Origin of the sequence: Tabrizicola sp. (assembly GCF_041913445.1) — a bacterium.
GTDB lineage: Bacteria > Pseudomonadota > Alphaproteobacteria > Rhodobacterales > Rhodobacteraceae > Tabrizicola.
Window position 1 is genome coordinate 57,396 of sequence record NZ_JAYSFG010000003.1, and the last position, 17,946, is coordinate 75,341.

19 protein-coding genes are annotated in these 17,946 nt (G+C 66.5%); 2 read left to right on the top strand and 17 right to left on the bottom strand.

What is annotated here, in order from left to right; genetic code table 11:
- Positions 1–23 precede the first annotated feature (23 nt).
- From hisG to hisS, 3 genes are all read right to left on the bottom strand, one after another.
- A complete protein-coding gene (hisG, locus tag ACE3Q6_RS04440) occupies positions 24–722 on the bottom strand; it encodes an ATP phosphoribosyltransferase (protein WP_374428976.1) in 699 nt (232 codons plus the stop codon).
- Complete coding sequence (locus ACE3Q6_RS04445; protein ID WP_374428980.1) at positions 719–1,813, bottom strand: ATP phosphoribosyltransferase regulatory subunit; 1,095 nt, start codon at positions 1,811–1,813, stop codon at positions 719–721. The genes hisG and ACE3Q6_RS04445 overlap by 4 nt, the downstream gene beginning before the upstream one ends.
- A 94-nt stretch (positions 1,814–1,907) precedes the next feature.
- Positions 1,908–3,380 carry a histidine--tRNA ligase gene (gene hisS / locus ACE3Q6_RS04450; RefSeq protein ID WP_374428983.1) on the bottom strand — a complete coding sequence of 491 codons (1,473 nt, stop codon included), beginning with the start codon at positions 3,378–3,380 and terminating at the stop codon, positions 1,908–1,910.
- Positions 3,381–3,466: 86 nt separating this feature from the next.
- On the opposite strand from hisS, the gene ACE3Q6_RS04455 reads away from it, so the two are divergent.
- Positions 3,467–3,664, top strand: coding sequence for a SlyX family protein (locus ACE3Q6_RS04455; protein ID WP_149587443.1), 198 nt, complete (start codon positions 3,467–3,469; stop codon positions 3,662–3,664).
- A gap of 97 nt (positions 3,665–3,761) precedes the next feature.
- On the opposite strand, the gene ACE3Q6_RS04460 is transcribed toward ACE3Q6_RS04455, so the two are convergent.
- From ACE3Q6_RS04460 to ACE3Q6_RS04525, 14 genes are all read right to left on the bottom strand, one after another.
- The gene (locus ACE3Q6_RS04460; protein WP_374428986.1) at positions 3,762–4,190 is read right to left on the bottom strand and encodes a hypothetical protein; all 429 of its coding nucleotides are present in this window, start codon (positions 4,188–4,190) and stop codon (positions 3,762–3,764) included.
- Positions 4,187–4,768, bottom strand: coding sequence for a hypothetical protein (locus tag ACE3Q6_RS04465; protein WP_374428988.1), 582 nt, complete (start codon positions 4,766–4,768; stop codon positions 4,187–4,189). Before ACE3Q6_RS04465 ends, ACE3Q6_RS04460 begins: the two co-directional genes overlap by 4 nt.
- Positions 4,761–5,498 (bottom strand): TIGR04255 family protein, encoded by a 738-nt coding sequence (locus ACE3Q6_RS04470; RefSeq protein WP_374428990.1) that lies wholly within the window; start codon positions 5,496–5,498, stop codon positions 4,761–4,763. The genes ACE3Q6_RS04465 and ACE3Q6_RS04470 overlap by 8 nt, the downstream gene beginning before the upstream one ends.
- Before the next feature lie 101 nt (positions 5,499–5,599).
- Positions 5,600–6,394, bottom strand: a complete 795-nt coding sequence (locus tag ACE3Q6_RS04475; protein WP_374428992.1) for a ParB/RepB/Spo0J family partition protein — start codon at positions 6,392–6,394, stop codon at positions 5,600–5,602.
- 65 nt (positions 6,395–6,459) lie between these two features.
- Positions 6,460–7,449 (bottom strand): sterol desaturase family protein, encoded by a 990-nt coding sequence (locus ACE3Q6_RS04480; RefSeq protein ID WP_374428994.1) that lies wholly within the window; start codon positions 7,447–7,449, stop codon positions 6,460–6,462.
- A 3-nt stretch (positions 7,450–7,452) separates the two neighbouring features.
- Positions 7,453–8,298: a 3-methyl-2-oxobutanoate hydroxymethyltransferase gene (locus ACE3Q6_RS04485; RefSeq protein WP_374428996.1), complete on the bottom strand. Its 846-nt coding sequence runs from the start codon at positions 8,296–8,298 to the stop codon at positions 7,453–7,455.
- A complete protein-coding gene (locus ACE3Q6_RS04490) occupies positions 8,295–9,290 on the bottom strand; it encodes a hypothetical protein (RefSeq protein ID WP_374428998.1) in 996 nt (331 codons plus the stop codon). The genes ACE3Q6_RS04485 and ACE3Q6_RS04490 overlap by 4 nt, the downstream gene beginning before the upstream one ends.
- A gap of 139 nt (positions 9,291–9,429) precedes the next feature.
- Positions 9,430–10,311 carry an SMP-30/gluconolactonase/LRE family protein gene (locus tag ACE3Q6_RS04495; protein WP_374429000.1) on the bottom strand — a complete coding sequence of 294 codons (882 nt, stop codon included), beginning with the start codon at positions 10,309–10,311 and terminating at the stop codon, positions 9,430–9,432.
- Positions 10,308–11,408 (bottom strand): mannonate dehydratase, encoded by a 1,101-nt coding sequence (locus tag ACE3Q6_RS04500; protein ID WP_374429002.1) that lies wholly within the window; start codon positions 11,406–11,408, stop codon positions 10,308–10,310. The genes ACE3Q6_RS04495 and ACE3Q6_RS04500 overlap by 4 nt, the downstream gene beginning before the upstream one ends.
- Positions 11,408–12,184, bottom strand: a complete 777-nt coding sequence (locus ACE3Q6_RS04505; protein WP_374429005.1) for an SDR family NAD(P)-dependent oxidoreductase — start codon at positions 12,182–12,184, stop codon at positions 11,408–11,410. The genes ACE3Q6_RS04500 and ACE3Q6_RS04505 overlap by 1 nt, the downstream gene beginning before the upstream one ends.
- A gap of 10 nt (positions 12,185–12,194) precedes the next feature.
- Entirely contained in the window at positions 12,195–13,184 is a 990-nt protein-coding gene (locus ACE3Q6_RS04510; protein WP_374429008.1) for an ABC transporter permease, read from the bottom strand.
- Complete coding sequence (locus ACE3Q6_RS04515; RefSeq protein WP_374429010.1) at positions 13,181–14,719, bottom strand: sugar ABC transporter ATP-binding protein; 1,539 nt, start codon at positions 14,717–14,719, stop codon at positions 13,181–13,183. The genes ACE3Q6_RS04510 and ACE3Q6_RS04515 overlap by 4 nt, the downstream gene beginning before the upstream one ends.
- A 53-nt stretch (positions 14,720–14,772) precedes the next feature.
- Positions 14,773–15,735, bottom strand: coding sequence for a substrate-binding domain-containing protein (locus ACE3Q6_RS04520; RefSeq protein ID WP_374429012.1), 963 nt, complete (start codon positions 15,733–15,735; stop codon positions 14,773–14,775).
- A 108-nt stretch (positions 15,736–15,843) separates the two neighbouring features.
- On the bottom strand, positions 15,844–16,578 hold the full coding sequence (locus ACE3Q6_RS04525; RefSeq protein WP_374429014.1) for a FadR/GntR family transcriptional regulator: 735 nt from the start codon (positions 16,576–16,578) through the stop codon (positions 15,844–15,846).
- A gap of 168 nt (positions 16,579–16,746) precedes the next feature.
- On the opposite strand from ACE3Q6_RS04525, the gene uxuA reads away from it, so the two are divergent.
- On the top strand, positions 16,747–17,943 hold the full coding sequence (gene uxuA, locus ACE3Q6_RS04530) for a mannonate dehydratase (RefSeq protein ID WP_374429018.1): 1,197 nt from the start codon (positions 16,747–16,749) through the stop codon (positions 17,941–17,943).
- Positions 17,944–17,946 lie beyond the last annotated feature (3 nt).

The window sequence follows — 17,946 nt, forward strand, 5'->3', positions numbered from 1 at the left end:
GTGGGCGATCCGCCCACCGCCCGTCAGAAGGGCCGCGCCGGGACCCCCAGCTTCGCCGCCAGCCGTGCATAGGCCGCAAGGTCCTCGTCCGGCCAGTCCGCGACGCGGCTGGCCCAAAGCACCGCCTGGCTGGAATGGATCAGCCCGTCCGACAGAATCCGCAGGTGGTTCGCCCGCAACGTCTCGCCCGAGGATGTGATGTCGGCGATGCACTCCGCCGTCCCGTTCTTCACCGTGCCCTCGGTCGCACCCTGGCTGTCGACCAGCTGGTAATCCGCAACCCCTTGCGCCTGCAGGAAATCCCGCACCAGCCGGTGATACTTCGTGGCAATCCGCAGCCGGTGGCCATGCGCCTTGCGGAACCCCGCCGCCGCCGCGTCCAGGTCGTCCACCGTCTCGACATCGATCCAGACGTTCGGCACCGCGATCACCAGGTCGGCATGGCCAAAGCCCAGCTTCGCGACCTCGGCCACCTCGTCCTCACCCAGCTGCTCGCGCACCAGGTCGCTTCCAGTCACACCCAGATGGATCCGCCCCGCCGCCAGCTCGCGCGGAACCTCGCCAGCCGATAGCAGAACCGGCACCACGCCCTCGACCCCTTCGACCACGCCGGAATACTCCCGGTCCGACCCCGCGCGCTTCATCACCACGCCGCGCGCGCCGAACCAGTCGAAGGTGTCCTGCATCAGCCGCCCCTTCGACGGCACCCCGATCCGGATCATATCGCCCCCTTGAGCCGCGCGACGAGACCCGGCCGGATCACCCCACCCACCGCCGGGATGAAGGCCCCTTGGCCCAGCACCGCCGTCAGCGCGTCATAGCGCCCGCCCGAGGCGACGGGGGGCATCCCGTCCTTCAGGAAGCTGAAGACGAAGCCGTCATAATACTCCAGCGCCGTTCGCCCGTGGCTCGCCTCGAAGGCCAGGGTAGAGACATCCACGCCGCGCTCCGCCAGCGCGTCCAGCCGCGCCGCAAAACGGTCCACCGCCGGACCGATCGCGGGCAGCATCGGAGTGATCCCGCGCAAATGGTTCAGCGCATGGCCCGCCGGGGCCTCGAGGCTGAGGAGATCATAGAGCAGCGCCGCCTCGGTCGCCTTGATTGGCGGGGTTTCCGCGTCGGCCACCAGCGCCTCGGCCCGCGCGGTGATCTCTTCGGGGGACCGGAGGCCCACGAAGGTCCCCGCCTCCTCGATCAGTTGCGCCGGAGTTCCTGCCTTGAGCCGCTCCAACAGCGCAATGCGACCGGGAGGCACCGGCGCGCGCCCGGCAAATCGGTCCAAGAGCGCCTTGAACCGCTGGGGGCGCCAGACATGCCGCAGCAAAGCCGCCTTGCGTCGGTCCGATGTCTCCAGTCCGCGAACCGCGGCCATCAGGATGCCGATGTCCCCCGTCACCGGGCGCAGGTCCAGCCCCGCCAGCAGGTCGCGGAACAGCGCAAACACCTCGGCGTCCGCCGCTTCCGGCGAGGCGCGGTCGAAGACCTCATACCCCACCTGAAGGTATTCCGACGCCCGACCCGAGCCGCGCATCTGCTTGCGGAAGACCTCACCCAGATAGGCATACCGCGCCGGCTCCGCCCCATGCGCCATGTGCGCCTGCACCACGGGAACAGTGAAGTCCGGCCGCAGCATCATCTCGCCGCGCAGGGGATCGTCGGTCACATAGGCCCGCGCCCGGATGTCTTCGCCATAAAGGTCGAGCAGCGTGCCCGCTGGTTGCAGGACATCTGCCTCGACCGGCACCGCGCCAGCGGCAACGAAGGCGGCCAGAAGCCGCTCCCCCTCCGCCCTGATCGCCGCCTTGGGGGTCATGCTACCGCTCCTGCAGCAGAGGATCGGCGCGGAAGAAGCGCCTCCCCTCCCCCTCCGTGGGGAGGGGCCGGGGGTGGGGGGGTCACCCAAAGGCTCATTGCCCCAACATCCGCGTCACGGCGGCCACCAGCTCAGACCGAGGCACCTCGACCTGAGCCGGGCGGTCCTTCCACTCCTCCAGCGTCGCGCTTTCCGCGATCTTCGCGCCGAGGATGAGGTCCTTCAGAATCACCGTCCCCGCCGCGGCCTCATTGCCGCCCTGGATCACGGCGACGGGAGAGGCCCGCTTGTCCGCATACTTGAGCTGGTTGCCGAAGTTCTTCGGATTGCCCAGGTAGACCTCGGCCCGGATACCCGCTTGCCGCAGCTCACCCACCATCGCCATGTAATCGGCCATCCGGTCCCGATCCATGACCGTCACGACCACCGGCCCAGCCACGTCCCCCGAGACCCTACCCTTGGCCCGGAGCGCCGCGAGGAGACGGTCCACCCCGATGGAAACACCCGTCGCCGGCACATCCTGCCCGGTGAACCGCTTCACCAGCCCGTCGTACCGGCCGCCCCCAGCCACCGAGCCGAACTGCCGCTTGCGGCCCTTTTCGTCCAGGATCTCGAAGGTCAGCTCCGCCTCGTAGACCGGCCCGGTATAGTAGCCGAGCCCGCGGACCACTCCCGGGTCCAGAACGATCCGGTCCGGCCCGTAGCCCTGCGCTTCCAGGAGGGCCGCGATGGCTTCCAGTTCCGAAACGCCCTCGGCGCCGATCGTAGAAGCTCCCACCAGCTCCCGCAGACGGGCGACCGTTGCGGCTCCCGTGTCGCGCTTGGCGGTGGTGAAGCCCATCACGACCTCGGCTTGCTCGGGGGAAAGACCTGCGCCCTTGGTGAAGTCGCCGCTTTCGTCCTTGCGGCCCTCGCCGAGGAGCGCCCGGACCCCATCCGGTCCCAAACGGTCGATCTTGTCGATGGCCCGCAGGACGATGCCGCGTTCGGTTTCCTTTTGGTCCCCGGAAAGACCAGCGACTTCCATCACGCCGTTCAGGACTTTCCGGTTGTTCACCTTCACCACGTAGTCGCCGCGGGGGATGCCGACCTCTTCCAGGGCGTCGGACAGCATGGCGCAGATTTCGGCGTCGGCGGCGACCGAGGACGACCCCACCGTATCCGCGTCGCACTGGTAGAACTGGCGGAACCTTCCCGGACCCGGTTTCTCGTTCCGCCAGACGGGGCCCATCGCGTACCTGCGGTAGGGAGAGGGGAGGTCGTTGCGGTACTGGGCGGCGACGCGGGCGAGGGGGGCGGTGAGGTCGTACCGGAGGGCCAGCCAGTCGGCGTCCTCGTCCTGCCAGGCGAAGACGCCCTCGTTGGGGCGGTCGACGTCGGGGAGGAACTTGCCGAGGGCCTCGACCGTCTCCACGGCAGAGGTCTCCAGCGGGTCGAACCCGTAGCGGTGGTAGACGCCGGCGATGCGGTCGAGCATGGCTTTCCGTTCGGTGACCTCGGCCCCGAAGTAGTCCCGGAATCCCTTCGGGGTCTCGGCGCGGGGGCGGCGGGGGGGCTTGTCGGCCATGGCGGGACCTTCGCTTTTGATCGCCGTCCGTGTATCGGATGGGGGGAGAGGCGGCAAGGTATCGGGAAGAGGGGGCGGGGGGTCCAATGAACTCGGTCGATCTGGAAGAGAAGGTGGCCCACCTGATCCGGGCGGTGGAGGACCTGTCGGACGTGGTGGCCCGGCAGGCGACCGAGATCGCGGGGCTGGAGCGGCGGGTTCGGCTCTTGATGGAGCGGGCCGCGGAGGAGGAGGCCCTGCGGGGGGAGGCCCCCGAAGCGAACGTCCGCCCGCCTCACTGGTGAGGGGTGTCCACGCAGGACAGGGTGGGGGCCGTCAAGGATTCCAAGGAGTTAGCTGTGGACGTTAGGGGTTTGTTAGGAGTTTCCCCAATGGTTGGGTCTAGTCTAGGTCTGCGGCAGAGAAAAGCTCGGCAATCGCATCTTTTGCCAGCGTTTCAAGAAGAGTTGCTTCTTCGGGCCAATCGCCTAAGCCAGCATGGCACTCATACTCGCCATCTGGGTTATGGAAAGCGGTAATCTTGTGAGGGTCAAGGCTTCTACGAATTTCGAGTACCTGAGATTTCCAGTAGACCGTCTTTCCTCCGCCACTTCTAACTTTCCTCATTTGGGCGACCGCAAGCTTGGTCTGTTGCGCGGCATCGGCATCAAAGTACTCGCACCAAGCCACAGAAAGATACGGCTCGCCCTCTCGAAGAGTGAACGCATGGTGCGTCACTCCAATACATTCGTCTTCGCCATTTCGAACTTGCTTCGAGAAAGGAACCTGCCTTATGACATGGTCCTCGTCAGAAAGACTGCCTGCGGTCATTGTTTAAGCCATGACTCCACATCATAGGGCGCGAGTGCCGCCTTGATTCTGGATGCGCTCGAGATACCTGCAGCGCGGTCAGTACTTCCATCGTCTTGCTTCTTGCTCAAAACAAAGTCAACAGAGTCCCTTTCTCTAACCGTAAGAGTTAACCGTCCATGGTCAGATACCCAAGTGGCTGACAGAGCACGACGGCCGTCCGTGCCAATACTGGGCGCAGCACTCGCATCCAGTGTTAAGCAACAACGCAGCAGAGTGAGGAACGCACCTGGACTGGGGAGGGGATCTTCAAAATCCCAATTTTCAGAATTCAAAAGTGCCTTTAGTTTACGCGTGATCGAAAGCCGGAACTCCACACTAAAATACATGGAAAGTGTGGATAAATCCGTTACATATCGCTCAAACAAGCTTCTTAGGCTGTACTCTTGAGGAGGAAGTTGCTGGTTCCTGTTCTCCCGCGCAGATTTAATGCGGCCCGAAAACCCTTCGCGAGCGGTTGTTGCGTTTTTGAAGGCCGTGAACTGCTCAAATCGACCGGATTCGAAAAGGCCCTCGAACGCAGGAGAGGTCTTATGCATTTTTTCTTACCCCAAACTTTTCCCGTGCAGCATCTGTTATCGACTCCTCGAAGACCTTGTTCTTCACTTCCCTCAACTCAGCAAGCGTTTCGGAAAGGTTTGACATGGGTCGACCATCCAAAAACACCGCAAAAGCGTCTATATCTAGAAGTATCCCCAGACTCGCCGGAGCTGGCGACTCTACAGTCCCACAAGTTATATTGAAGCCGTGATTCGTTTCTGGAATTTCCCGGCTGAACGAGACGATGAAGCGCGTCACATTTGTCCCACCGAACGAAAAATCTCGCGGATAGACTGTCACAAAATCTTCGAACCTGCCAAGGTTATCCTGCAATGGAACGTCCAGCCGGTTGACGAACCTTACCCCAAGTCTTGAAACGCTAACATCTCCAATCAATGTGATGATATTTGTCAGCTCTGCATCTATCCAAGACACAAAATCGCCCCACCCTGAATAGGTACCCTTCTGTGATAGAACGACTGAGTTGGTGTCCAGTATCAGTATGCGATTGCCGTCGCCATTGACAAGTTCGAAACCAATGTGTTGGACGTCAGACTTTACCTGCGCCGTCTGCAGATCAATCGTAGAGGAAACACTTCTTCTGTCGGTCTTTGATGCGAAGTGGTCCATCAATACATCGCAAGCACTCGAAACGACTTTGATGTCCAGATTATCTGAGAACGAATATTGGACCACTGCCTCAATTATCGGCGGCGCAACATACTGCATGTCGTTCCCGAGGGTTTTTCAGATGCATCTTCAGAACCATCAGAATCCCTTTCATCGATTTGGTCAAGCACCTTTCAGCCCCTCCCAAACCACTCCTCCACCTAGTCCAGCACGTCGTCGATCAGCCCTGACCGCGCCTGAGGCCCGCTGAACCGCAATATCCAGCCCGACGGTGTCGGCTCCCGCGTGATCGTCAAGCCCTGGCGGAGCTTCAACAGCCTCCGGGGGCGGCGGGTGGTGGGGTTGGTGGGCTCCCTGAACACATCCTGAAGGACGGGGCGGAGGGTGGACCATTGCGTCTCAACCCCCTGGCCGATGACGGGGTGGAGGGTGGCGGTGAGGAGGTCCTCGTGCCCGGACTGGAGCGCGGCGGCGAGGGTGTCGAGTTGGCGGGTGGTGAGGCTGGTGGGGTCGGTGAGGAGGGGGGCGAGGGCTTCGACCACGGACACATGGTTGCGGATGCGGGTGCGGGTGGTGCGGGGGAGGGCGGGGAAGAGGGCGGCGATGGCGGTGTCGGGGGTGTCGAAGTGGCCCTCGTGGATCGCGTTCAGAATGAGGGTGGCCTTCTCCCACGGGGTGACGGGTTCGCGGATCTCGTTCTCGGTCACCATCTGGGCGAGGGCCTGGGCGATGGTCTGGGGGGCGCGGAGGAAGGCGGGGATCGTCGTGTGGCCGAGCGCGCGGCAGGCGGTAAGGCGGCGGAGGCCGGAGATGAGGCCGTAGGTATGCCCGTCGCGGGGGGTGGAGAGCTGCCAGACCTCGATGGGGGTGCGGAGGCCCTCGGTCGCGATGGAGTGCTGGAGGAGTTGCAGGGCCTGGGGGTCCAAGGCGGTGCGGTCGCGGAGGAGGGCGTGGGGGGCGATTTCCGCTAGGGGGAGGTGGTGGAGGGGGTCCATGTGCGTGCCTCTGCTTTTGGCGGAGGGAAGCGCATGGGGGTTAAGGGGGCGTGAGGGCTGCGGCCTCAGGTCTTGCGGGCCATGCGGCGGCGACGCTCCTTGATGCGTTCCGTGGCGGCGTCGGAGCCGTCGTGGAAGGAGCCGAACCAGCGGTCCCAGGGGACCTCGGCCGTGCCGTAGTTGCATTCGAAGAAGCGGTGGTGGAGCTGGTGGTGGAAGTCGCCGGCGTTGATGAGACGGGTGTCGCGGGCGAGGAGGCTTTCGAAGCCGGCGTGGGAGAAGGCGGGGCCGATCATCTTGATGTAGATGTGGACGAGGAAGATCACGGGGTGCGACGGCACGACGAAGTGGATGAGGACGGCGGAGGCGTAGAGGAGGCTTTCGACGGGGTGCATGGAGAGGCCGGACCAGGGGCCGATGTTGATGGACCGGTGGTGGAGCGCGTGGACGCGGGCGTAGAGCGGCGGCCAGTGCAGGAGGCGGTGGACGAAGTAGAAGTGGGCCGAGGTGAAGATGGGGACGGCGAGGAGCCAGAGGAGGAACCAGGCTTCGTTGCCGCGGAAGGCGAAGGTGGGGATGACGTTGTTCGAGACGCCCCACCAGTAGAGCACCTCGAACAGCGTCCAGGCGGCGACGCCGGAGGTCAGGCTGTGGAACATGTTGTCCTTGACCTGGTCGCGGAAGGCGAAGGCGCCGTTGTCCCTTGTCAGCGGGCGGGCGTCGTATTTGAGGCGGTCGCCCTGAAGGGTGAAGGTGAAGAGCCAGAGGTGGAGGGTGCCCGCGTAGAGGGTGAGGAGGAGGAGGTTGCGCGCCCAGATCGTCAGGACCCAGCCGGGGGCGAGGGTCTGCATCGTCTCGGGTGCGGGCTGGAGGAGGTTGTAGACGAGGATCGCGGTGGCGAGGAAGAGGGTGCCGGAGGTGAGCTGGATCCAGCGTCTGGTGACCCACCAGAGGGCGGCCTTGGGGTTCAGGGGCCAGTGGAAGAGGGCGGAATCCGGGATGGGGAGGGGCGGGTGGTGGTTCCAGATCTCGCGGCGGGGGGGCTGTTCGGGCATGGGTCACTCGTGGAGGGGGCGGAGGCGGGCGAGGGCGTCGTGGAGTTTGTCGCGTTCCTCGGGGGGCATGGTGGTGGTGGTTTGTGCGTCGGGGAAGGTGTGGGTGCGGACGGCATCGGCGTAGGCGGAAAGGGCGCGGCGGCGTTCGGTGTCGAGGGCTTTCCGCAGCGGCGGGAGGTCGCCGAACGCCTTGGCGTGGCGGGGGAGTTTGGGGGTGTCGCCGCAGATGTCGGCGGTGAAGAGGAAGATGACGTCGGTGCCGTGGCCTGAGCCGATGCCGTGGGTGATGAGGGGGGTGCGTTGGCTGATGGCAGTGGCGGCTTCCTCGGCGACGCATTCGAGTTCGACGGCGATCGCTCCGGCATCTTCCAGGCGGCGGACGTCGTGGAGGATGGCGAGGGCTTCGTCGGCGGTGCGGCCCATGGCACGGAGGCCTCCGGTGGTTATGGACTTGCGGGGGATGAGGCCGGCGTGGCCCTGGACGCTTAGGCCCTCACGCGCGAGCATCTCGATGATCTGCAGGCTGCGGATGGTGTAGATGCAATCGGCCCCGGCGGTCGCGACACGGAAGGCCTCGCGCAGGACCTCGTCGGGGGTGACGAGGTGGGGCGCTCCGATGGTGGCGATGATGTACTGGTCGGGGGCGGCGGCGCGGGCTTCTTCGTAGCGGAGCGAGGTGACGGAGAGGAGGTCGATGCCCGAGGCGGCGACGGCGGCGGCTTCGTCGGCGATGTCGCGGGTGGCGTTTGCCTGGGTGAGCTTGAGGCCCTGCACCTTGGCCTGGCGGAGGTCGCGGAGCGTCAGGTTCCGCCGGGCGGGCTGGCCGCCGAAGGTGTAGATCGGGGTCATGTGCCGACCCCGATGCGGTAGCGGGTGGTGAAGGGCTGGTCGGGGTGGAAGGACTGGGCCGTGGCGATGCCTGCGGCGCTGATCGGGTTTGGCGCAGTGGAGACGGCGGGGCCCAGGTCGAAGGCGGCGTTGACGGGTTCGACGCCCAGCGCGACGTGGCGGCTGTTCCAGGGAGCGTAGGACCGGCCCCGGTTGGAGACCCAGAGAAGGAGCGAGGGGAAGTGCTGGGTGTCCCAGTCCAGCGTCACGGTCCAGCCATCGGGGTGGTGCAGGCGGAAGCCGCCGGTCACGCCGCAGAGCTGGACGAGTTCCTCGGTGTTTTCCGCCAGGGGAAGGTGGGTGAGAGAGATGGTCGTGCCGTCCCGCTTCGGGATAGCAGCGAGGGCGGTAAATGTGGCTCCGGGTTGCAGGAGGCCTTGGCCGGGTTCGACGTCGAGGGGGAAGGTGCGCCCGTTGTGGAAGCCCGGCGGTTCGAGCTTCGCCCTGGCGTCGAGAGGTAGGCGCAACGTGGGATGGAGGCCGATGGGCAGGCGGCAGGGGCGGCGGGCCTCGACCGTCAGGGTGATGTCCAGAGCGGGAGCCTGTGGGTCGGCGGCAATGGTGCGGGTCAGGCGGCGGATGGGGTGGGTCTCGGGGTAGTCGCAGGTGAGGGCAATGCGGTCGGGGGCGGTTTCGGTGAAGACCCATTCCGCGTTGGAGGAATGGCCGTGAGGGGTCCCTGCCCGATCGAAGGTTTCCCCGCTTGCCGACCAGCCTTCTGGAAGGGTGCGAGGGGCGTCTGTGCCGAAGGGGACGCAGGGCCATTCGCCCCGAAGCTCTTGCAGGATGGGAGGTTGGTCCTTGCGGGTGGGGTCATCGAACCAGGGCGCGACATGGAGGGGGGAGGCCTGACGGCCATCGGGCAGGAGGAAGGTTACTGGGCCAAGCATCCCGCCCAGGGCCTGGACCGAGGCCATGCCATGCGCCCAGGCGATGGCGTGGCGGGTGGTCATGGGAGGCCCATCAGGCCTTTGGCCCGACTGTTGAGGAACGGGAGCGTGGTGGCGCGATGGCCGTCCCTACCCATGCCACCGGGGCTACTGGAAAAGAGCGGGGCGGGTTGGAGTGAGGTCCAGGCGGTGCGGCAGGCTATCATCGGACGGCCATCAGGTTCTCCGCCATGCCGGGTGTGTCGGTGCGCAGGCGAAAGAGGCTGCCGGCAAGGCGGTGGCCGGGGGGCGTGACGATGGAGGCGGTGGTGACGTAGAGGGTGCGGAGGTCCGTGCCGCCGAAGACACAGGTGGTGACGTTGGGGACGCCGATGTCGATGGCCCCCTTGAGTTTCCCGTCCTGGCCGACGCGGGCGATGCAGCCGCCGCCGAAGCGGCAGTTCCAGAGGTTGCCCTCGGCGTCGATGGCCGAGCCGTCAGGCAGGCCCCGGTCGAAGCCCCGGAAATGATCTCGGCGGTTGGTGATCTGGCCCTCGGAGTAGTCGAAGGCCCAGATCACGTTGTCGAGCGTGTCGCCGAAGTAGAAGGTCCTGCGGTCGGGGGACCAGCAGAGGGTGTTCGAGATGCCGATGCCTTCGGCCCAGGTGGTGACGCTGCCGTCGGGGGCGATGCGGAAGAGCTTGCCTTCGCCCGGGCCGGGCTCCCCCAGTTCCCCGTCGGGGAGGACGTTGTTCTTCATCGAGCCGACCCAGAAGTTACCCAAGGGGTCGGTGCGGCCGTCGTTGAGGCGGACCCTCGGGAAGCCCTCCAGCCGGAAGCCGTGGTCCTGGCGGCGGTCGGTGGCGGGCAACCACCAGATGAGGCGCGAGGCGAGGCAGACCAGCATCCTGCCGGGATCGGTGGTCAGTGACAGGGCGACGACGGGTTCGTCGAAGAGCCAGGAGCGGGTGGCGGAGGAGGCCTCATCGAAGCGGTGGACGAGGAAGCGGTTGATGTCGGTCCAGTAGACCGCACGTTCGGGGGCGGACCAGACCGCGCCCTCGCCGCAGCGGTCGCCGATGGGGGTGGCGACCTCGACTTTCATTCGGCGGCCGCCATGAGGCTGCGGGCGGGGCCGAGGGCGTGGGCGTTCTGGACGAGGGCCTTCATGTAGCCAAGCGCGAAGGCTTTGCCCGCGTGCCACGAGGCGTCGCAGGTCATTTCGGGCGTGTGGTCGGGGATCATCACGCCCTGGTAGTTCTCATCGCGCAGGATGCGGACGATCTCGGCCATGTCGATGTCGCCGTCGTCGACGAAGGTCTCGACGTAGCGGGGAACCTTGCCGCGCACGTTGCGGAAGTGGATGTAGCCGATCCGGCCCGACCGGGCGAAGCGGCGGACGTGGTCGTAGATGTCGCCGCCGGGCATTTCCTGAAGGCTACCGAGGCAGAGTTCGAGGCCGTTCCGGGGGCTGTCCACCAGGGACATGAGGCGGTCGTACTTCTCGGGCCGGTTCACGAGGCGCGGGGTGTTCCGGAGAAGGTCGAGCGGCGGGTCGTCGGGGTGGGCTGCGAGGGTGACGCCAGCCTCTTCCGCGACGGGGATCAGTTCGGCAAGGAAGTGCTGGAGGCGGTCCCAGAGTTCGGTTTCCGTCAGGGAGACCGGGGGGGCTCCGGGCCGTTCGGGGCGGTAGCGCATGTTCCAGACCATGCCGTCGGGGATGGGGGCGTCGAGTTCGGAGGGGGCCATGCCGAGGCCGACGGAATTGGCGCGGCCGCGGGCGTAGGGGCCGCGGGTCCAGCCGTAGACCCCGGCGATGGAGAAGTTGTAGCCGATGCAGGGGACGCCAGCGCGGCCCGCGTCGCGGATGAGGCGTTTCAGCCCCTCGATCTGGGCGGGGCGTTCGGGGCCGCCGAGGAGGACGTCGTACCAGAAGCGGGGGGAGAAGTTTTCCAGCGCGGCGAGTTCCAGGCCCTCGGTACGCAGCGCGGCGACGAGGGCGGAGAGTTCGTCGTAGGTCCAGAGTGTGTCGGTGGAGCAGTCACCCCAGCCCTGCCGGGGATCGCCGCCGTGGATCTTGGGGTCGCGCCCGGCGAAGTAGTTGGTCAGGTGGGCGACGACATGGGTGGCCCCCGCCTGCACGGCAAAGCGGAAGTTGTCGGGCGTCAGTTGCTCGCGGTAGAGGCCAAGGCCGATCTTCATCACTTCACTCCAATCCCGGCGGTGAGGCCGCCGTCGATGCGGAAATCCGAGCCGGTGATGAAGCCGGCCTTGTCCGAGGCAAGGTAGGCGACGAGGTCGGCCACTTCCTCGGCTTCGCCGATGCGGCCGATGGGATGGGCGGCGCCGAAGCGGGCGAAGGCCTGTTCCTCGGTCACGCCCTCGCCGCCGTAGGTGCGGGCGGCGAGGGAGAGGAGGGGGGTGCGGACCGAGCCGGGGGAGATCGAGTTGACGCGGATGGGCGCGTCGGCGTGGTCGAGGGCCATCGCGCGGGTGAGCGCGTGGATGGCGCCCTTTGTGGCGACGTAGGCGGCGACGTTTTGCTGGCAGTTGAAGCCCTGGACCGAGGCGATGTTCACGATGGCCCCTCCGCCGGTCATGTGCGGGATGCCGTGGCGGGCGGTGAGGTAGATGGAGCCGACGTTGACCGCCATGCAGCGGGCCCAGGTGGCGGGGTCGGTGGTCAGGACCGTGCCGTAGGGGTGGATCGCGGCGGAGTTTACGATGATGTCGAGCCGGCCGTGGCGGGCGATCAGGTCGGCCACGGCGGCGGCGACCTGGGTGTCGTCCGAGACGTCGCAGAGGCGGGCGGCCATTGCCAGCCCGTCGGTCTTGGCGAGCGCGTCGAATTCGGCGTTGGCGGCGGGGTCGATGCCGAGGGCGAGGACTTTCGCTCCGCCTTGCGCCAGACGCCGGGCCGAAGCGCGGCCGATGCCGGAGGTGCCGGTGACGAGAGCGACTTTGCCTGAGAACTCCATGGTGACCCCCTTAGCGGCTGCGATCGAGCATCTGGTTCAGAAGGACGGCGCCCAGGATGATCGCCCCCCGCACCACGTATTGCCAGTATTCCGAGACGTTCAGCAGCGTCATCCCGTTGGAGATGCAGCCCAGGAAGATGACGCCGACGAAGGTGCCCCAGATCCTCCCCTTGCCACCAAACAGCGACGTGCCCCCGATGATGACGGCGGCGATGACGTCAAGCTCCATCCCCGTGGCGGTGGTGCCGGTGCCGGACCCGATCTGCGAGGCGATGAGGGTGCCGGAGACGGCGGTGAGGACGCCGGTGAGGGCAAGGGTCAGGCTTTTCACCTTCCAGACGTCGATTCCGGACAGCCGCGCGGCCTCCATGTTGCCACCCACCGCATAGACTTCGCGCCCGAAGGAGGTGTGGTTCATCAGGAAGTGCATGCCGATGAAGGTCAGGACGAAGAGGTAGACCGGGAAGGGGATGCCGAAGAGGTAGCCGCCGCCGAAGAAGCCGAAGCTGGAGGGGAGGTTCGACAGCGGGAAGCCCCCGGTGATCAGGTTCGCGGCCCCGCGCAGCGCGGTGAAGAGGGCGAGCGTGGTGATGAAGGAGGGGACGTTGAACCACTGGCGGAACTTGCCGGTCATGAAGCCGGTGAGGAAGCCGACGACCACGGCGCAGAGGAAGCCGAAGCCCAGCGCCGCCGTGCCGCCCCAGCTTTCGGTGTAGTTCACGCCGAACCAGGCGACGATGCAGCCTGCAAGGGCCGCGCCCGCGCCGACCGACAGGTCGATCTCGCCCGCGATGATGACGGCGGTCATGCCGAAGGCGATGATCCCGAGCATGGCGACGGTGCGCAGGACGTTCAGGGTGTTGGCCAGCGAGGCGAAACCGGGGGCGGTGAAGATCAGGAAGACGATCAGCGCCAGAAGGATCAGCTCCATCGTGTAGCGGCGGACGAAGGGCATCAGCCCCCCGCCAGCCCTTTGCGCGGTGGTCGGCGCGTCGGTCATGTCTGGTCCTTCATGCAGATGGCGTAGAGGTCGTTCAGGGTGATTTCGGTCGGGTCCACCGTCGCCACGATGCGGCCCTGGCGCATGACGAGGATGCGGTCGGCGACCTCCAGCACCTCTTCGAGTTCGGTGGAGACGAAGACGGCGCCCAGGCCCTCGGACGCCTTCTGCCAGATGATGTCGAAGATCTGCCGCTTGGCCTGGACATCGACCCCGCGCGAGGGTTCGTCGAAGAACATCACCTTGGGCGCGGTGTTCATCCACTTGCCGATCACCACCTTCTGCTGGTTCCCGCCCGAGAGGGAGGAGACCGGCAGCATCGGGTCGGGGACCTTGATGGCGAGGTCCTTGATCTGGCGGTCGACGAAGCCCTGCTCGCCCAAGCGGCTGACGATCCCGGCCTGGGAGATGCGGCCAAGGCTCGCGAGGCAGAGGTTGTCGTGGGTGGAGAGGATCTGGACGAGGCCCGCCTCTTTCCGGTTTTCCGGGGTGTAGCCGAGCCCGGCCTGTTTCATCGCCTGCAGGCCCGGGCGTTGGTAGCTGCGGCCGGCGACGGTCACGGTCCCTGCATCCACGGGGTCGGCCCCGAACACCGCGCGAAGGACTTCGGTGCGGCCCGCCCCCAGAAGCCCCGCGATGCCGAGGATTTCGCCGGGATGGACCTGGAAGCTGATGTCCTCGAACACCCCGTGCCGGGTCAGGCCCTGCACGTCCAGAAGCGGCGGGCCGGAGCGGTCGATGGCGCGGCGGGTGGGGCGTTTCGCCTTGGCGGTTTCGCCGAACATCATCTCGACGATGCGGTCGGGGGTGGCCTGCGCCATGTCGATCGACCCGGCGAAGACCCCGTCTCGCAACACGGTGCAGGTGTCGGCGATCTGGAAGAGCTCGTTCATCCGGTGGGTGATATACAGGATCGTCACGCCCCGTTCGCGCAAGCGGCGGACGAGGGTGAACAGAAGGTCGACCTCGCGCGTCGCCAGCGCCGAGGTGGGTTCGTCGAGGATGAGGATCGCCGGGCGGAAGGACATCGCCTTGGCGATCTCGATCACCTGCTGCTGGCCGACCGAAAGCGTGGAAACCTCCTGATGCGTGTCGAGGTCGAGGCCCATTTCCTGCAACAGCGCCGCTGCCTCGCGATGCATCCGGGCCCAGTCGACGACTCGGACGCCCAGACGGCGGGTCATCGGCAGGCGGCCGAGGAAGATGTTTTCGCCGATGGAGAGTGAGGGAATAAGGGACAGTTCCTGGTGGACGGTCACCACGCCCGAGGCGAAGGCGTCATGCGGCGAGGCGAAGCTGGCAGGCTTGCCGCCCACGCGCAGAGTGCCTTCGGAGGGCTGGACGACCCCGGCCAGGATCTTGACCAGGGTCGACTTGCCCGACCCGTTCTTGCCCATCAGGGCATGGACCTTCCCCGGCGCGAAGTCGTGGCTGAAGCGCGACAGCGCCAAAATCGGGCCATAGGCCTTGGAGACGGCGGTGAACTCCAGCCGCCCGCGGTCGGGGCTATGGGTGGGTTGGGCGTCAAGCATCATGCGGCCTTCAAGGGGGTGGACCGGCCCTGGGAGCTTAGGGCCGGTCCAGAGGGTCAGCCAAGCGCCTTCAGCTGTTCGAGGAAGGCCTTTACCCCGTCGGGGTTGGTGCGCGTCAGCGGCAGCACCGGGACCGACTGGTTCTTCTCGACCTCCTTGCCGTCAAGGACTGCATTGGCGGCTTCCAGCGCGAGCCGACCGACCTCGAAGGGCTGCTGGGCGGTGACGGCTTGCAGCACGTTGTCGGGGTCGAGGAGCATGTTGGCCAGCTGTTCGGTCCCGTCGATGCCGAAGACGAAGACCTTGCCTTCGAGGCCCGCCTTCTTGACCGCCTGTGCCGCACCGATGGTGCCGCCTTCGTTGGCGGCATAGATCAGTTCGATCTCGGGATTGGCGGTCAGGATGTCCGAGGCGACGGCCACGGCCTTTTCGGCCAGCCAGGCGTCCTGCTGGGCGACGACCTCGACCTGATCCTTCACCTTGTCGAGGAAGCCGTTGACGCGGTCATCGCTTTGCTCGGGCAGGAGCGACTTGAAAGCGACGGTGGCGATCTTGACCTTGCGGTCGGGGGCGAGCGTCTTGAGGAAGGCCGAGGCCGCATCGCCGGTGGCATTGCCAAGGTCGATGTTCGACGAGGTGATCGAGGCCTTGGGCAGGTCGCTGTTCACCGTGGTGCCGAAGGTGATGACGGTGATGCCGGCATCGACGGCCTTCTGGATCGCCGGGATCGAGCCGTCGGCGCTGAGCGGCGTCAGCGCGATGGCCTGCACGCCGCGGGCGATGTAGGTGTCGATGAGCTGGGTCTCTTTCTCCAGCTTGTTGTCGCTGTTGGCTTCCAGAAGCTCGACCCCCGAAGCCTCGGCCGCGGCGGCCATGCCCATCAGCACGGTCCGCATGTACTGGTCCTGCTGGAAGACGATGCCGGCGATGGCACGGTCCTGCGCGAAGGCGGGCAGTCCGATGCCTGCTGCGGCGGCTGCGCCCACGGACGACAGCAGCATTCCCCGTCTGGTAATCATGTCAGTTTCCTCCCGGTTCGGTGCGCTCTCTCCTCAGGGCGGCCGGCGCGTGAGCGCTTCGTTCCGGTCGCTGGGATGCGCGGCCCGCCAAGGCGGACGGCGCGGGGGTCAGGTCCGCCGGTCCCCTGCCGCCGCGACGAAGCGGAGGCCGAAGTCCAGGTGGCGGCTGAGAAGGTAGGCATAGGCGACGCGGTCGCGGGCCCTGAGGGCGGCCACAACCTCGGCATGGGCGGTGTGGGTGTCGGCCTGCACGGGGCGGGCGGACTTGCCGATGCGCATGACCTCGATGATGACGGGCGACAGCATCCGGTAGGCGGCGAGCGTGGTGCGGTTGCCGCCGAGCGCGATGATCGCCTCGTGGAAGTCGTAGTCGGCCTTGGCGGCGTCGTCGACGGTGGCGGCGGTCAATAGCCGGTCGTTGACGGTGGACAGCGCGTCGATCTCGGCGTCGGAGGCTTTCAGGATGATCTCTTCGCCCACGCCCAGCTCGACGATGCGGCGGAAGCCCTGGAGGTCGCGGAAGCTGTCGGGGGAGATGCCGTTGTGGAAGGCGAAGAGGCGCTTGATTGCCTCGCCATGGCCCGCGGCGACGACGGCGCCGACCTTGGGGCGGGTCTCGATCAACCCGTAGGCGCGCAGGACGACCAGCGCCTCGCGGACGGTGTTGCGCGAGGCCTGGAACATCTCGCCGAGTTCGCGTTCGGTGGGGACCGGGTCGCCGATGGTGAGGCCCCGGTCGGTCATCATCTCGCGGATCTGTTCGACCAGGCGGTCGACGGCCGACACGCGCGGGGCATCGGTGCCGCTGCCGTTTGCGCTGTCCTCGACGTCCTCTGCCAGCACGGTGTGCCCCCTTCAGGTCTGCTCTATTCGTTGGACCAGGATTCGGATTCTGTCAATCGTCTTTGCTTAAGGCTGCAGTTTTTGCCATGAAACCGAAGGTGTGGCGTTGATTTCGCCTGGAAAGCGGGTATCAACGTGGGAATTGGTCCAACAAGAGCGAGGGCGGCGATGGAGCGGATGGAGGAGTGTTTCCGCTGGTATGGGGCGAATGACCCCGTGCCCTTGGCCCATATCGCGCAGGCGGGGGCGACGGGGATCGTGACGGCGATCCATGAGATCTACGATGGTTCTGCGTGGCCGGACGAGGCCATCGCGCGGCAGAAGGCGATGATCGAGGGCGCAGGGCTGCGCTGGTCGGTGGTGGAGAGCATCCCGGTGCATCCGTCGATCAAGCTGGGGACGGCGGAGCGGGGGCGGTACATCGGCAACTGGAAGGATTCGCTGGCGGCGCTGGCGCGGCACGGGATCGGGACGGTCTGCTACAATTTCATGCCGGTGGTGGACTGGACGCGGACGGAACTGCGGCATCCGATGCCGAACGGCGCGCTGGCCCTGCGCTTCGACGCGGTGGACTTCGCGGCCTATGACGTGTTCGTCCTGAAGCGGCCGGGGGCGGAGGGGGACTACTCGGCGGCGCGGCTGGAGGAGGCGAAGGCGCGGCTGGCTGGCATGGACGAGGCGGCGGTGGCGCGGGTGGAGCGGAACCTGATCGCGGGGCTGCCTGCGACCGAGCAGAAGTATGACCGGGCGGGGTTTCTGAAGGCGCTGGCGGCCTATGACGGGATCAGCCCGGCGGACCTGGCGGAGAACCTGAACCACTTCCTGCGGGCGGTGGTGCCGGTGGCGGAGGAGCTGGGCATCAACCTCTGCATCCATCCTGACGACCCGGCCTTTTCCCTGTTCGGCCTGCCGCGCGTCGTATCGGACGCTGGAGATGTCCGGCGGATCTTCTCGGCTGTGGATACGCGGACCAATGGGCTGACCTTCTGCACCGGGTCCTTCGGCACGCGGGAGGACAATGACCTGACCGCGATGGCGCGAGAGTTTGCGCCGCGCATCCACTTCACCCACCTGCGGAACGTCACGCGCGAGTCGGACGGGTCGTTCCACGAGGCGGATCATCTGGGTGGGTCGTCGGACCTGCCGGCGGTGATCCAGGTCCTTCTGGACGAACAGGCACGGCGGCGGAGCGAGGGGCGCAAGGACTGGCGCATTCCGCTGCGGCCGGACCACGGGCACCTGATGGCGGACGACCTGACCAAGGACCGGATCAACCCGGGCTATTCGCTGATCGGGCGGCTGCGGGGGTTGGGCGAGATCAGGGGCGTGATGCATGGCATCGACGTCGCGCGTCGGATGCAGTGAGGG